Origin of the sequence: Methylobacterium sp. J-001 (genome assembly GCF_022829565.1) — a bacterium.
GTDB lineage: Bacteria > Pseudomonadota > Alphaproteobacteria > Rhizobiales > Beijerinckiaceae > Methylobacterium.
Genome location: NZ_JAKSYN010000026.1, coordinates 1 through 14,849, shown reverse-complemented (window position 1 = coordinate 14,849; position 14,849 = coordinate 1). Strand labels below are relative to the sequence as shown.

General features: G+C 67.1%; 10 protein-coding genes, 2 tRNA genes and 1 pseudogene. 3 read left to right on the top strand and 10 right to left on the bottom strand.

The genetic code is table 11. From position 1 onward, the window contains the following. Positions 1 to 172: 172 nt before the first annotated feature. From MKK65_RS01145 to MKK65_RS01100, 10 genes are all read right to left on the bottom strand, one after another. On the bottom strand, positions 173 to 1,159 hold the full coding sequence (locus MKK65_RS01145) for an ABC transporter substrate-binding protein (protein WP_243954588.1): 987 nt from the start codon (positions 1,157 to 1,159) through the stop codon (positions 173 to 175). 145 nt (positions 1,160 to 1,304) lie between these two features. Continuing rightward, positions 1,305 to 2,570 (bottom strand): adenylate/guanylate cyclase domain-containing protein, encoded by a 1,266-nt coding sequence (locus tag MKK65_RS01140; protein WP_243954586.1) that lies wholly within the window; start codon positions 2,568 to 2,570, stop codon positions 1,305 to 1,307. Then, on the bottom strand, positions 2,567 to 2,965 hold the full coding sequence (locus tag MKK65_RS01135) for a response regulator (RefSeq protein ID WP_243954584.1): 399 nt from the start codon (positions 2,963 to 2,965) through the stop codon (positions 2,567 to 2,569). Before MKK65_RS01135 ends, MKK65_RS01140 begins: the two co-directional genes overlap by 4 nt. Next, complete coding sequence (locus MKK65_RS01130) at positions 2,962 to 5,031, bottom strand: cache domain-containing protein (protein WP_243954582.1); 2,070 nt, start codon at positions 5,029 to 5,031, stop codon at positions 2,962 to 2,964. The genes MKK65_RS01135 and MKK65_RS01130 overlap by 4 nt, the downstream gene beginning before the upstream one ends. Continuing rightward, positions 5,028 to 6,002: an ABC transporter substrate-binding protein gene (locus tag MKK65_RS01125; RefSeq protein ID WP_243954580.1), complete on the bottom strand. Its 975-nt coding sequence runs from the start codon at positions 6,000 to 6,002 to the stop codon at positions 5,028 to 5,030. The genes MKK65_RS01130 and MKK65_RS01125 overlap by 4 nt, the downstream gene beginning before the upstream one ends. Before the next feature lie 142 nt (positions 6,003 to 6,144). Next, positions 6,145 to 8,457 carry a TonB-dependent receptor family protein gene (locus MKK65_RS01120; protein WP_243954578.1) on the bottom strand — a complete coding sequence of 771 codons (2,313 nt, stop codon included), beginning with the start codon at positions 8,455 to 8,457 and terminating at the stop codon, positions 6,145 to 6,147. A 67-nt stretch (positions 8,458 to 8,524) separates the two neighbouring features. Further along, complete coding sequence (locus MKK65_RS01115) at positions 8,525 to 8,920, bottom strand: DUF2946 family protein (protein WP_243954576.1); 396 nt, start codon at positions 8,918 to 8,920, stop codon at positions 8,525 to 8,527. Positions 8,921 to 8,940: 20 nt separating this feature from the next. Continuing rightward, entirely contained in the window at positions 8,941 to 10,323 is a 1,383-nt protein-coding gene (locus tag MKK65_RS01110) for a PepSY-associated TM helix domain-containing protein (protein ID WP_243954574.1), read from the bottom strand. A 39-nt stretch (positions 10,324 to 10,362) separates the two neighbouring features. After that, on the bottom strand, positions 10,363 to 10,746 hold the full coding sequence (locus MKK65_RS01105; protein WP_243954572.1) for a hypothetical protein: 384 nt from the start codon (positions 10,744 to 10,746) through the stop codon (positions 10,363 to 10,365). Between the two features lie 209 nt (positions 10,747 to 10,955). Next, positions 10,956 to 11,029: transfer RNA gene (locus MKK65_RS01100), tRNA-Gln, on the bottom strand. Positions 11,030 to 11,194: 165 nt separating this feature from the next. Here MKK65_RS01100 and MKK65_RS01095 point away from each other — a divergent pair. From MKK65_RS01095 to MKK65_RS01085, 3 genes and pseudogenes are all read left to right on the top strand, one after another. After that, positions 11,195 to 11,284 (top strand) — tRNA-Ser (locus MKK65_RS01095). Between the two features lie 231 nt (positions 11,285 to 11,515). Further along, a complete protein-coding gene (locus MKK65_RS01090) occupies positions 11,516 to 13,657 on the top strand; it encodes a tetratricopeptide repeat protein (RefSeq protein ID WP_243954571.1) in 2,142 nt (713 codons plus the stop codon). A 673-nt stretch (positions 13,658 to 14,330) separates the two neighbouring features. Next, a pseudogene (locus MKK65_RS01085) lies at positions 14,331 to 14,849 on the top strand (flagellar protein); the annotation flags it as partial.

Genomic DNA, 14,849 nt, shown 5'->3' with positions numbered 1-14,849 from the left:
CTGCATGGAGCGTCAGGTTCGGCATCGGGCCTGCACTGGTGTTTCGTATGCGAGCTGGAGGGACGTGATCAGAACGGCCTCGTCTGATGTGGCTCGACGGGCCGCAATGCTTTGATGGATCATTCCTTTGAGCGACGGATTCTGGTTCGTTCGATCCCGATACCGGTGATCCCTATTCGATCACCTCATCGGCCTTCGCCAGCAGCGATGGCGTGATCGTCAGCCCCAGGGCCGCGGCCGTCTTGAGATTGATCATGGTCAGGAAACGTTCGCTCGCCTGCACCGGCAGATCGCCGACTGCGGCGCCTCTGAGGATACGGTCGATATAGCCAGAGGCTTGCTGGACATCCTGCACCACGCTGGTCGTGTAGGCGGCAAGGCCGCCCATGCGGACCTGGGCGGCGTAGGCGTAGACAGCGGGCAGCCGGTACCGCGCCGCGAGATCGATGATCTGACGACTGTACACGCCGGTCACCGCGTCGGGCAGCACGATCAGGCCGGCCTGCGGTTGGGCGGCGACGGCGGTGATCGCCCGCTCGATTTCGGCCGCGTCATGCACGCCGGTGGCTTCGGCGTGGATACCCAGAGCCGGGCCGATCCGCGCGAGCGCCGTTGAGTAGCCAGAGAAGCGCGCGTGGTAATCCGGATTGATGATCGCTCGGGCATGCGTGACCCCGGGGCTGAGCTCTTTGAGGAGTTGCAGCCACTTGCCAACGAAGGTGTAGTCGAAATTCGTGAAGCCGGTGAGATTGCCGCCCGGCCGCGCCAGGCTGGCAACGATGCCGCCGCCGACCGGATCCTGCACCTGGATGAACACCACGGGCGTTTTCGTGGTGGTCTGCTGGACGGCCGTCGCCCCAACCACGCCTTGCGCGAACAGAAGATCGGGCTTCAAGGCCAGCAATTCGCCGGTCTGGCGGCGCATTCTCTCGCCATCGCCGTCGCCATACCGCAGGTCGACGATGAGATTCTGTCCCCAGATCCAGCCGCGCTTCTGCAGGCTGTCCTTCAGGGTCTCGACGATGACGGGCACGTCCGGATGGCTCTCGCCATAGACCAGAAGAACGCCGAGCCGGCGCGGCAGCGGGTTCGGGCCGCACCCCGTCACAGGCCATACGGCCGCGCTGCCGATTGTGGCGAGGACGTCGCGCCGCCTCATCCGACGGTCGCCAGCGTGGCGGTTATCCGGCCGTCGCTCTTATGGCTGTTGGGAGGACGGGTCATCCCGGAGGGTACTCGTGTGATGGGGCGGAGATTCTTTGAACGTTGGTCCTGTGTCTGGCCAGGCGAGAGCACAATCGGAATCAACGCACCTCGATGCGCGTTCCAGAGGCACCGTTGAGCAGGCGCTTGAGATGGAACGCCGCCAACGCATCGTCCGGCCGCAACCCGACCAAAGCCGCGAAGGCCGGCATCGCGCCGGCCTCTCCGGCTTCCAGCTTGGCGAACGCGTCCAGATAGCGGTCGAGCGTCGTGCCGTCGTATTCCTCCTCGGTCAGCGGCTCGAAGGCGCGCAGCGCGCCCTGCTTTCCGCGCAGGACCAAGTCGCCGACCGGGCGGCCGCGGAATCGCTCGGCCCGGATCACCACACTCTGGCTCACGCAGATCCGCGTACCGAGCGCCTTGTTGGCGTTCTCCAGGCGGGCGGAGGTGTTGATGGTGTCGCCGTAGGCCGTGTAGTCGAAATACCGGCCGCCCCCGAAATTGCCGACGATGGCCGGCCCGGCGTGAACGCCGATCCGCGTCACGCCGATCGCGATTCCCCGGTCCTGCCAGCGCGCCCGGAAGGCCTCGGAGGCGGTGTCGAGGGCGAGCGCACAATCAACTGCCCGCGCCGCGTGGTCCGGCTGATCGCCGGGAGCCCCGAACAAGACATGGAGTGCGTCGCCGACGATCTTGGCGACGGTACCCTCATGCGCGAAGACCAGATCGGTCATCTCCGCGAAGTAGCCGTTCAGAATCTCGGCGAGCTGAGCTGGGTCCAGGCTCTCCACCAGCCCAGTGAATCCGGCGATATCGGTGAAGAGGGACGCCACCTCGCGCCGCTCGCCGCCGAGCTCCAGCCCGGATGCGTCCCCCGCCAGGCGTTCGGCGAGATTGGGCGAGAAGTACCGCGCCAGGGAGGCGTGCGCGCGCTCGGCCAGCATCTGTCGCTGGCGGCCTTCGCGCAGGGTCCCGACGTGGCGCAGTGTTCGCGCGATCGTGGTCTCGAGATCGGTGAAGTCGATCGGCTTGGTCAGGAAGTCGAAGGCCCCGCGATTCATGGCGGTGCGGATATTGGCCATATCGCCGTAGGCCGACACGATGATGGTCGAAGGCTTGTCGTCGGATTCCTGCAGCTTGGCAAGCAGGGTCAGCCCGTCCATGCCCGGCATGTTGATGTCCGACACGACCATGTCGACATCGCGATGCGCGACGAGCAGTTGTAGGGCCTCATGTCCGTCACGGGCGAACAGGAAGGCGACTTGGCCGGACCGGATCTGCCGGCGGAATTTCTGGGTGATCAGCGCCTCGAGATCCGGCTCGTCGTCGACGACCAGGATCTTGGCGGGGGGCAGATCGGCGTTCATGCCGGCCCCGCGATGGACGTCACACGCCGGTCGATCTCGGAGCGCAGGAGATCGAAGTCGATCGGCTTGGTGATCAGGCCCACCGCCCCGCCGGCCAGAACCTTCTCGCGGGTGTCGGCATCGCCGTAGGCCGTGATCATGATGACCGGGACATCCGGCCGCGCGGCCCGCACGAGCGGCAGAAGTTCCAGGCCGGTCATGCCCGGCATGTTGATGTCGGAGAACATGAGAATCAGACTCGAGGCATCCGAAGCCTTCAGGCAGGCCAGGGCATCGGGCGCCGAATGCGCGAAGTCCATCGTGAAACGCCCAGCGCGAAGCTCGCGGCGGAATTGCTGCCGGAACAGCTCCGTGACGTCGGGCTCATCGTCCACGACAAGGATGAGGACGGTCATGGCGCGCTCTGACCTTGGGCGACTATCGTCTGTGCATTCGTGCCGCCGCCGCGGGGCAGCAGGATCGTGAACTCGGTGAATTGGCCGGGCTCGGTGGCGACGTCGATCGACCCGCCATGCTGCTTGACCAGGATGTCGTGGCTCAGGGACAGGCCGAGGCCGGTCCCCTCTCCAGGCGGCTTGGTGGTGAAGAACGGGTCGAACATCTTGGCCCTGACGCTCTCCGGGATGCCGGTTCCGTTGTCCCGCACACGGATCTCGACACGGTCGCCGTGGTCACGCGTGGTGATCGACAGGGTCGGTTCGTAACCGGGTTCGGTTCCCGCCGCCTTACGCTTCTCGGTTGCATAGAACCCGTTCGACATCAGGTTCAGCAGAACGCGGGTCAATTCCTGTGGGTAGACATCCGCAGAGCCGGCCGCCGGGTCCAGATCGCGGACCAGGGTGACGTTGAAGGCCGGCTGCGCCGCCCGAGCCCCGTGATAGGCCAGGTTCAGGCTCTCCTCGACCAGGGCGTTGATCTCGACGGGGCGGTGCTCGCCGGACCCGGAGCGCGAGTGCAGCAGCATGTTCTTGATGATCGAATCGGCGCGCTTGCCGTGTTGCACGACCTTCCCAAGATTGCCCTTCAACAGCTCGGCGATCTCATCGACCTCCGCGCGGCTCTTCGGATCGAGGTTTGCGGGCTGAAGCACCTCCTGCAACTCGTCGACGAGGTCGCTCGACAGCGAGGCGAAGTTGTTCACGAAATTCAGCGGGTTCTTGATCTCGTGCGCGATGCCGGCCGTGAGCTGGCCGAGTGAGGCGAGCTTCTCGGATTGGACGAGGCGGCTCTGAGCCTTCTGGAGATCGTCCAGGGACTTGTTGAGGTCACGGGTCCGTTCCTCGACCTTGGCCTCAAGGGTCTCGTAGGATTCCTGCACGCGGCTCGCCATGAGGTTGAAGCGGTGCGCGAGGGTCTCGATCTCGTCGCCGGTGCGGATCACGATGCGTTCCGAGAGGTCGCCGGCGCCGAAGCGTTCCGCGCCATCCTGCAGCTGGCGGATCGGCACGACCATGCGCCTGGCGAGGTACGTTCCGGCCACGGTCGCCAGAAGCACGGAGAGGAAGAACAGGGAGACGGTCTGGATGACAGTCTCGATTAACGGTTGCATCGCCTCCCGCAAGGGCAGCTGCACGAACACGATCCAGTCGACCCGCGGGATCGTGGCGCGGGCCGCCAGGACCGACCCGCCATCGATTCCCGTCGTGATCTCGTAGTCGTCCGACTGCCGCTTATCCCCGGCTTCGATGGAGGCCAGCGCAATTGCGACCTCGGGCAGATTGGACAGGTCGGTATCGCGTAAGACGAGGCTGAGATCCGGATGCGCGATCAGGTGTCCGTTGGACGTGACCACGAAGGCGTAGCCGCCCTCGCCGATCTTGATGCTGCTGACCACGTCCCAGATCAGCTTCAGGTTGACCTCGGCCACGGTGACACCGGGATCGCGCCCGGAATGGGCCACCGCGATGGTCATGTACGGTTCGGATCCCCGGCGGAAATAGACCGGCCCGAACCAGATCTTGTCCTTAAGTGCCTCGGTGAAGAGGGGCGTGGCGGAAAAGTCCTTCCCGCTTCCGATCGCGTCGGGCTCGAGCCGCGACAGGCGCAGCTGCTCCCTGCCGCTCGGATCGAGATAGGCGACCTCCGTGATGGCGGGGGCCTGGCGCAGGAGCCGGATGAAGTCGTAACGGCGCTGCTCCGGTGCGACGCGCCGCCATTCGGCCCGCGTCGTCCAGCCGATCTGATTTTCGATCTCGGACAGGAATGCCTGGACGCGCTCGGCGGCGGCACGCGCTTTCTCGCGCTGCACTTCGATGGCCGTCCGCTTCGCATCCTCGAAGTTCAGGAACAGGTCGACGGCGCCGTGGATCAGGAGGACGAGGGTCACCAGTCCAACGAACGCGACGCCGAACTTTCCTGAAAGCCGCAAGCGGAAGCGCCGCAGCGACCGCTTCGGGGCCGGCTGCGTCACGTCCGGTATGGGCGGGTTCGACACCGCGGCTGGGGCGAGCGGCTTGCTCATTCGACGATCTCGTCGGCTTGCGCGAGAAGCGCCGAGGAAAACGTGATGCCCAGCGCTTGCGCCGTCTCGAGGTTCACGATGAAATCGAACCGCGTCGGCAGTTGGATCGGCAGAATTGCGGGGTTCTCGCCGTTGAGGATGCGATCGACATAGGCCGTCGCGCGGCTGATCGCGTCGGTGGTGTCCGGTCCATAGGCCATCAGCCCGCCCCGATAGGCAAAACGGCGGATCGCGAAGAGCGTGGGCAGGCGATGCGCCGTCACGAACGCGACGATCCGGTCACCGTTGGCTTCGCCGAAGGTCCCGGGCGCCACGATCACGCCGACACGCTCCTGCCGGGCAAGCTGCGTGATCACCGGCTCGATCTCGCTCTCGCTTTTGATCGTCGCGATCGTCGGTTCGAGGCCGAGGGCGGTCGCGGTTGACAGGAAGGGCTCCGCGAAGAAGTTGCCGTACCGCCCTTCGTTGTTCGGGTTCGACACGAGAGCAACGCGGTCGATCGATGGCACGGCCTCCTTGAGAGCCGCCACCCATTTCCCGCCGAGTGAGGGCTCGTACAGCATGAAGCCCGTCACGTTGCCCCCCGGCCGCTGCAAGCTGGCGGCGTATTCCGATCGGACCGGATCGGGCCCGACGGAGACGACCGGGATCGTACGCGTCACCGCACACACGGCGGCGAGCTGCTGCTTGAGATAAGTGAAGATCACCTTCGGCGCGGATGCCACGAGTTCGGCCGCCAGGGCGTCGGTCCGTTCCGGACTCCCGCCGCCCCAGTAATCGGTGATGCGCAGATCCGACTTCCCGTGATCGCGCAGCGTCGCGCGAAGGGTCGCGGCAAGCGCCAAACCCTCCGGATCGTCGGTCACGAACGGCCAGAGCGCCGCCACATGTGCGCGTTCGTCCGCCAGGGCGGCCAGCGATCGCCCGGCCAAAGTCGCAGACAGCCCAGCGAGTAGAGTCCGCCGTCGCATCCGAACACCGCGCCCAATCCATCGCCGCCGGCCGGACGTCGCGCAGGTCGGGCCGGAAGCTTACGGCTCGACCTGAAGGTGGCCGAATGTGACTTAATCCAAGCTCGGCCCGCACACCACGGCCGACCTGCGGAAGCGGTTATCAGAATGCCAGACGGAATCCCCCGACGATGTTGCGCGGCGCACCTGCGAAGACGGACCCCGTGGTGGTCGCCAGAACACCGGCGCCATTCTGGAGGCCGGTCGCGCCACTGATCGAGTTGGCGAGAGTCTGGGCAGAGGCGACATAAGTCGTGTCGAAGAGATTGCGTACCTCCAGGTAGAGGTTCAGCCGCTTCGCGTAGCCGCCGGTCAGCTCCGTGGCGTAATGGACGTTGGCATTGACGATCGCGTAGCCCGGCGCCTTCAGCAAATTGGCGTTGTCGATGTAGAAGTCGCTCTGCACCACCGTCTCGACGAAGGCTCCCAGGCCGGCGAGCGGCCCCGTCGGCACATCGTAGCCGACCCGCGCCAGCACCTGATGCGCCGGCACGCCGGGGATCTGGTTGCCCGCCCGGTCGAACCGGCGCGTCAGGCTGCCAGCGCTCAGCTGCTCGGTGTAGCGTGTGTAGATCTGATCATCGAACGTGTAGGCCAGGACCCCGCGCCAGCCCGGTGCGAAGGCCCAGTCGGCCCCGACTTCGAGACCCCGGTGCTCGGAGGCCGGCGCGTTGAAGGTGTAGGCCAAGAGCCCCGCGCCCGGCGATTGTGAGACCAGTTCATTGCGGAAGAACTCGTAGAAACCGGTCACGCTAAGCCGCACCGTTTCGATGGGGCTCCAGTCTGCACCGAGGTCGAAGCCGAGATTCTCCTGGGTCTGGAGCTGCGTGTTGTTTCCGGGGAGACCCGCCGGGGTGATGAACAGGTTGCTCGCGGCCGGTGTGGTGTAACCGGTGGCGACCCGGCCACGGAACGCCCAAGCGTCGTCCGCCCGGTAGACCAGCGCGAGTTCGGGAGCGACGTTCAGGAAGTTGCGGTCCGCATCTGCCACCGTCCGGGTCGTGCCGCCGGCGGCGTAGCCGTAGGCGAGGTTGCGTCCCGTGATGGCTGTGCCCTCGGCGCTGATGCCCAGCACGCCGGTCCAGTGATCGGACAGGGCAAGTTCCAGTCGCGCACGGCCGCCGAGGTTCGATTGGACCGCGTCCTGAACGCCGATCAAAGCGCCGAGACGGGGCCCGCCATAGGGCGCGCGGTTATAGGTGGCGATACGGTTGTCGATCGTGTTGTAGGCGAGCGCCACATAGCCCACCGCCGGCAGGCCGAAGAGGTCGCCGCGCCGTGTCACGTCGGTCAGGAAATTCCAGGCCGGATAGGAGCCCTGCGATGAGGTCGTATAGAAGGGTTGATTGAAGTTGCGCTCGTCGAAGCCGAGTTGCGTCCGCCAGGTGGTGAGCGCGTCGATATCGTGCTCCCAGCGCGCTGCCACGATGGTGCGCCGGTCCTTGCGGCCGAAGGCCCCTTCGTCGGCGGTGACCGGGACGGTGGCGCCGAACGCGCCGTTGGTGAGCAGGGCAAAGGTCGTGCAGCCGGGGGCGGCGATCGCGGCGGCGGCGCAACCCCGCTGGTAGGGATTGATCCGATACTGCGTTAACGAGGATCTGGCCGCGAGATTGGTGTCGAGGTTGTTGTTAATGACCTTCAGGGTGAACCGATTGTCCGGCGTCGGGGTGTAGCTCGCCAGCAGATTGATGGTCTGCGTGTTGTAGCTCGCATGATCCTGATAGCCGTTGGCCCGGACATCGCTCGCGAACAGGCTGATCTCGAACGGCCCGCTGGCCTTGCCCACCGTGAAGTAATTGCTGAGGTAGCCGAAGCTGCCTGCGTCGGTCCCGATCTCGTAGCCGTCGATCTCCCGGCCGGTGCGGGTGCGGAACGCGATGGCGCCGCCCGTGGCGTAGTTGCCGAACAGGGGCGATTGCGGCCCGCGGAACACGTCGATGCGGCTGTAGGCCCGCGGGTCGGTCAGGTCGAAGCGCGACGCGCCGTCCGGCTGAGTGAGGATGAATCCATCCTCCAGCACCACCGTGTTCTTGATCACCCCGGTGGAGCGGGCGTTGTTGCCGCGGATCGAGATGACCACATCGCGCCCGCCATTGCCCTGGCGGACGGTGACGCCTGGGCTGTTCACCAGCACCGAGCCGATGCTGGTCGCCGGCCGGTTGGCGATGGTGTTCTCCCGCCCGATTGCCGTGACGATCTCGCCGACCGGATGCTCGATCACCGAGGGGGCCGAGCCCTGGGGCGCGGCCACGCCGAACGGCGTGGCGACGGCGGTTCGGCCGACGCCGGAACCGGCTTCGCCTTCGACGGAGAGCTCGTCCAGCGTGACGGCCTGTTGCGCGAAGGCTGGTATCGCGCTGCCGGCGAGCAGCACGGCCAGCGCGCCGAACCGCGATGCGGCTTGGGGAATCACCATCTCAAAAGTCTCGTCTGATCGGTCGTGGGGCCGGACGGCGCGATCGCCGCCCGCATGGAAGCCGGGATCAGGCGGGGAGGGGCGGCGCACGCGGCTGGCCTGCGATGCGCGGCGCCGGCTTCGGATGGGACAGCGGCGGGATCGGCCAGGCCGGCGCGGTCCAGCGCAGCAGGCGGGCGAGACCGGGGGCTTCCGGAAGGGGCGGGGGGATCATCCCGGCGCGGCAGAGCCGGCAAACGTCGCAGGTCGGCGGCGCCTCCGGCTGGTCCGATACCGCGCCGATCGCGTCTCCATCCGGCGGGTGGCCGCACAGAATCGCGCCCGGCATGTCCGGCACGGCCAGCGCCATCCGCAGGACCGCCAGCGGCGCCAGGGCCTGCACCCACAGGGCGAGCAGGATCAGCCCTGTCCCAAGGTAGCCGGAGCGCCTGCGCCTGAGGTTGAGGTCGGTCGACACGGGCATCGAGCCCGCCCGTCTCCGGATCAGGCCGCCTCGCGCCTGCGGGCGACCTGGATGGCGAGATCGAGCCCGATCATCCCGAGGATTGCTAGGCCGGTCAGGGGAAACAGCGCACCCAGCCCTGCGATGATCGAGGTCACAGTCAGAATCACACGCCGGTCCCGCGGCCAGGGCGGCGCGCCGAGGCCGCGGGTCGGTCGGCGCTTCCACCACATCGTGGCGGCGGTGATGGCGAGCAGGATCGTGGCCAGGCAGAAGGCCAGCATAGCGAACTGGTTGGCCCGGCCCCAATGCTCGCCCTTGTGGATGCCGATCCCGTACTGGATCGCCCGCCCGACCGGGCCGAGATCGGCGAAATGCACGTCGACCAGGGGTGCGCCGGTATACTGATCGAGGGAGATCATCCGCTGCTCGGCGACATCGTGCGGATACGCGGCCGCCGCGAACACCCCATCGGTCCCGACCGGCAGCGCGAGGTCGTAGCCTCGCGGCATCCCCAGACGGGCGAGAATCGCCGCGGCCTGATCGATTCCGATAGGCTCAGCCGCTCTGGCGGACGGCTGCGAGCGCGGCACCGGGGCATCCTGAAGGGTCCAACCGGCATCGGGCAGCCGCGCGCGCATCGGTACCGCCGAGACCGGCTTGCCGGCCCACAGGATTGCGGGCTGGCCGAGCCCGGCGGCGTTCGACCAGGTGCGCAGCTGCTGCCCCCACCAGATCGACCAGGGCAGCCCGGTGATCGCGAGGAACAGCAGGCCGCCCCCGGCTACGAGCCCGGTCACGGCATGGAGGTCGCGCCACCAGACCCGACGGCTCGGGGTTGCGCGTAGGGTGATGACGCCACCGGTTTGGCCGCGCGGCCACCAGAGGTAGACGCCCGTGATCACCAGAATGATGGCGAAGCCCGCCACCACCTCGACCACGGCATTGGCGAAGGGGCCGAAGTAACTGAGGCTGTGCAGGCCGCGCACGACCATCATGAACTCGCCGTCGCGATCGACACGGTCGAGCACGGATCCCGTATAGGGATTAAGATAGACGAGCCGTTTGCGTGCCCCCTTCGACAGGGTGACCACCGCGGAGGCGTCTGGCGAGGGCGGATCCGCGTAGGAGATTGGCACCCCGTCCGGCTCCACCTGCAGGGCGTTGAAGATCAGGCGATCCGGCCCGAGGGGCGCGGTCGCCTGAACGACCACGCGGGTCCGGTAGGCGAACAGGCTGCCGTTGATCTCGTCCTTGAACAGGTAGAGCGCGCCGGTCGCCGACAGACTGATCAGGAACGGCAGGCACAGCAGGCCTGCATAGAAGTGCCAGCGCCACACGGCGCGATAGACGGCCTCGCGGGAGGCACGCAAAGCGGCCACGGCCCCGAACGCGGGGGCGTTGCCGTGCAGGAGAATCGACATGGAAACGGTCCGGGCCTGAACGATCGGGAAACGGGATCGTCAGGCGGCGGGCGGACCTCGGGCGGAGGTGGCTGAGGGCGGCGGACCGGTCTTCGGCCGGTCGGCTTCCGGGCGCCAGGCCAAGCGCTGGGCCGGCGCGAACGGCCACGCGACGGCGACCGGCTCGGACGGGGGCAGCGCCGCACCGACCACCTGCACCAGCGTGCAGCAGGGGTGGGCATGCCGTGGAGCCGCTCCGTCATCGGATGGACCGGAGCCGTGCTCGGCGCACAGCACCGCGCCGGGCGATCCGAGAGCGTGGGTTGGCGTCGCAAAGCCGAGGAAGGCCTGAAGCAACAGCGCGTAGAGCGCGACCATCCCGATGATCGCGCGGCCTCGAACCGTCAGGGGCAGGCGCCAGCACATAACAAAATTGTTAGGCATCGTCGCCGCCGGCCGTCAACGGGGCGCCGGCGCTCGATCAGGCGTTATCATGCCTTACGCGATCGAAGAGACCTCAGGCCCGCGAACATGACGGCCCGGGGGTGACGCCCGCCACGCGTCGGAAGTGCATCAGGCCGGTCGCGTGCTTCACGCGCGGCACCCGTGGCCGATCCCGGATTCTGCAGTCTTGTCGTTGAAGTGCAACTCGGTGGCTGGGGGACCTGGATTCGAACCAGGACTAGAGGAGTCAGAGTCCACCGTTCTACCGTTAAACTATCCCCCACCGCGCCGGCTGGATGGAAACCCACGACCGGATAGCGCCCGCGCCGACATGGCGGCCCCGGGCGTGGCGGTGAGATATGCGGAATGGCGTGACAGGTCAACAGGGCGTTCTCCTGTTGACGCGGCGAGCGGGGCAGCCATAACCGGAGGGCCGCAGGCGCGGCTTGGAAGGGTGGCCGAGTGGTTTAAGGCAGCGGTCTTGAAAACCGCCGTGGGGGCAACTCCACCGTGGGTTCGAATCCCACCCCTTCCGCCAGCCCGCGTCGCTGGCAGCTCGGTTTGGTTTGCCAGCGGTACCGTCGGCGGCCCGTGCAGCGTTCCGGAGGATCGGCGCAGCTATCCACCGGCGCGTGCGAAGGCGCGGATTCTTTCGTCCTTACAGTCTGGCTCTGCGCAGGGTTGCTGGAACCCCGAAACGCGCCTGCAGACCGGGTTGACGCGTTCTTAACGATGCCTTCGCAATCTCCGCGCGACAGGAGGGCGCGGAATGCTCGATCACGATAGCGGGCGGACGCGCGGGACAACGCTGGACGGGGCTACGATGCGCAGCCTCGCCAAGGCTCGGGATCATCGCGCCTCCGGTCGCTTCGATCGGGCCGAGTCCAGCCTGCGACGCGTCCTCGGCGCCGAGCCCGACCATCCCGAGGCGCATTACGAACTCGGCCAGATCGCCGCGCGAACCGCGCCGGAGAAGGCCGTGACCCATTTCGTCACGGCGTTGCGAGGCGCGCCGGAGCGGCCGGGCTACTGGCTGGCGCTCGCCACCGCCCTGCTCGCGGTCGATCGGCAGCCGGACGCGCGCGCGATCCTGGAGCGTTATAAGGCACAGACCTTCGGTTCCGAGACGCGACCGCTCAACACAGCGTTCCTGACCAGCACCTTCGCGGCGGCGCAGGCCCGCTACGACCGGGGCGAGTACCGCCCGGCGGAGGCGCTGCTCGATCTGGTGCTCCTCCTCGACGACACCCACGCCCACGCAACCTACCTCGCCGGCGCCATCGCGGCCCGGACGAACCGGCCCGAGCTCGCCTACGATCTGATCAGCATCGCGCTCTACCGTGAGCCGGAGAACCCGCTGTTCTTCAGCGGGCTCAGCTCCGTCCTCACCAATCGGGGCGATCACGACGGCGCCATCTCGGCCCTGGAGAAGGCCCTCGAACTCGATCCCGATCTAGCGATCGCGCATGCCAACCTCGCCGGCGTTTACCAGCGCCGGTTCCGGTATGGCGAGGCCCTGCGGCACGCCGAGCGTGCGATCACGCTGGAGCCCGGCAATGCCGGCGCGCACAGCAACCGCGGCAGTGCCCTGCTGGCCCTCGGGCGCCTGGGCGAGGCAGTGGAGGCCTTCGACCGCGCCCTGAGCCTCGATCCATCCAAGCTGTTCGTCGCCTCGAATCGCCTGTTCGCCAAGCTCTACGCCGCCGACATCCCGCATGCGGAATACGCCGCCGATGCGCTGGCCTATGGCCGTCGCTACGCAGACCCTCTCCTGCGGCGGCGCCCCTTCGCCAACGATCGCGATCCGGATCGTCGCCTGCGCGTCGGCTTCGTCTCGGGCGATTTCTGCAACCATGCGCTCGTCCGCTTCTTCGAGCCCTATCTGCGGGCCATCGACCGGGACGGCATCACGGCGCTGGCCTACATGACGCATGCGAGCGAAGACGCGGTCTCCGAGCGGCTCAAGCCGTTGTTCGACAGCTGGATCAACCTCGCCGGCCTCGACGACGACGAGGCGGCCGACCGGATCGAGGCCGACGCCATCGACATCCTGGTCGACCTGTCCGGCCACAGCGCCGGCAATCGCCTGCTGGTTTTAGCCCGCAAGCCCGCCCCCGTGCAGGGGACCTGGATCGGGCATCCCGGCACCACCGGCCTGACGGCGATCGACTATCGCCTCACCGACCCGATTACCGATCCGCCCGGCCTCGCCGAGCCGCTTCATGCCGAGCGGCTCTGGCGCCTGCCTCGGGTGACCGCCACCTATGCCGGCGTCGACGATCTGCCGCCGGTGCGCGCGCGGGCGCCCTTCGAGGATGCGGGCTCCATCACCTTCGGCTGCTTCAACCGCCTGACCAAGGTCTGCGACGACGCCCTCCGGACCTGGGCCGCCATCCTGTCATCGGTGCCGGATGCGCGGCTGTTCATGGTGGTGGGTGATATCGGCACCCCGGAGGTCCGCGAGGCCGTCGAAACGCGTCTCACCGCGGCCGGCATGCCGCTGGACCGGGTGATCTTCCAGCCGCGGGTCAACAGCGGCTACCACGAGCTCTACCACCGGGTGGATATCGCCCTGGATCCATACCCCTATAACGGCGGCACGACGAGCTACGACACCTTGTCGATGGGCGTGCCGTTCGTGACGCTGCGGGGCGGCCACGCGGCGGCGCGCACCGGTGTTTCGGTTCTCACTGCGATGGGCCTGCCGGATCTGATCGCGGATAGCGAGGAGGACTACGTCGCAATCGCCCGGGATCTCGCCTGCGATAAGGAGCGCCTAAGGACGATCCGCCAGGGTCTGCGCGAGCGCTTGCATGCCAGCCCGCTGATGGATCACGCTGCCCTGGCCGCGGATGTCGATGCCGCATTCCGGGGGATGTGGCGGGCCTGGCTGTCCGAAGGGCAAGCCTGACACGCGGCCCCGCCGGAAGCGCAAGGCCGCGAATCGCTGCCGGGATCCAAGGGGCGTCGACGTTCGTCAGGACGGACCGCGACGTCGCCGCCCCCGCGCCCGATCGCCTAGCGAAACACTGAGGCGCGCGATTCCGCTTCTGCCGTGCCGGTTCGCGTCGAACCGATATCTCCGCCCCGCGCCGAGCGCATGCAGGCTCATCCTGGTCGCTCGATCATGCCGCGGCCGCTCACCGGATCCCGGGGCCAGCGGAACCGATGACGCATCAATCAGTCGGTATCCGTAATGTTGCGGCCCCGGTTGGGCCAGGGGCGGCTCGTGATCGGCCTCGCGGCGGCGGACGCCTGTCATCGCTGGCGACGTTTGAGCCGGCCGAACGTGCTGCCGAATAGATCGATTTGACAAATATTAAGTGAATTTAGGTTGCAGTGATCTTCGCCTCGTAAAGCAATGCCGAACTGATTTTGTCAATGTCAGAATAGAATGATCCTGATACTTAAAGATAGCAGGGTTCAAGCGCAGCACATTTCTTATTCGTGTGCGGTTGAGACTCATTAACGATGTCCCCCAGATACATTTTTTCGAGGATCGAATTAAGGTCTCCGCAAGCCATCGGGCGATACATCGCAGGAGCCGCCAATAAGACGGCTTCGCGATCAAAAGGATCGACCCGATGTCTTCCAGCGTCACCCTCACCGCCGCCACCCGCCAGAACCTGCTCTCCCTGCAGGATACGGCCTCGCTGACCGCGACCACCCAGAACCGGCTCTCCACCGGCCTGAAGGTCTCCTCGGCCCTCGACAACCCGGTGAGCTTCTTCACCTCCCAGTCGCTGAGCCAGCGCTCGGGGGATCTCGGCAACCTGCTCGACGGCATCTCGAACGGCATCCAGTCGACCCAGGCCGCCAACCAGGGCATCACCTCGATCCAGAAGCTGGTCGATCAGGCCAAGTCGGTCGCCAACCAGGCGCTGTCCACCCAGACCACCACCACCGGCACCGCCTCGACCGCCTATTCGGCCCCGCCCGCCAACACCCCGCTCAACCTCTACGTCAACGGCTCGGCCACCACCGTCGCGCTGGCCTCGACCGCCACCCTCGACCCAGCCCTGACCACGCTCCACACCGCGGTCGGCGCCGGCTGCTTCTCCAGGAGCCCCAACGGCACCAAGCCCGTGAGAAAGCCGCCCTCC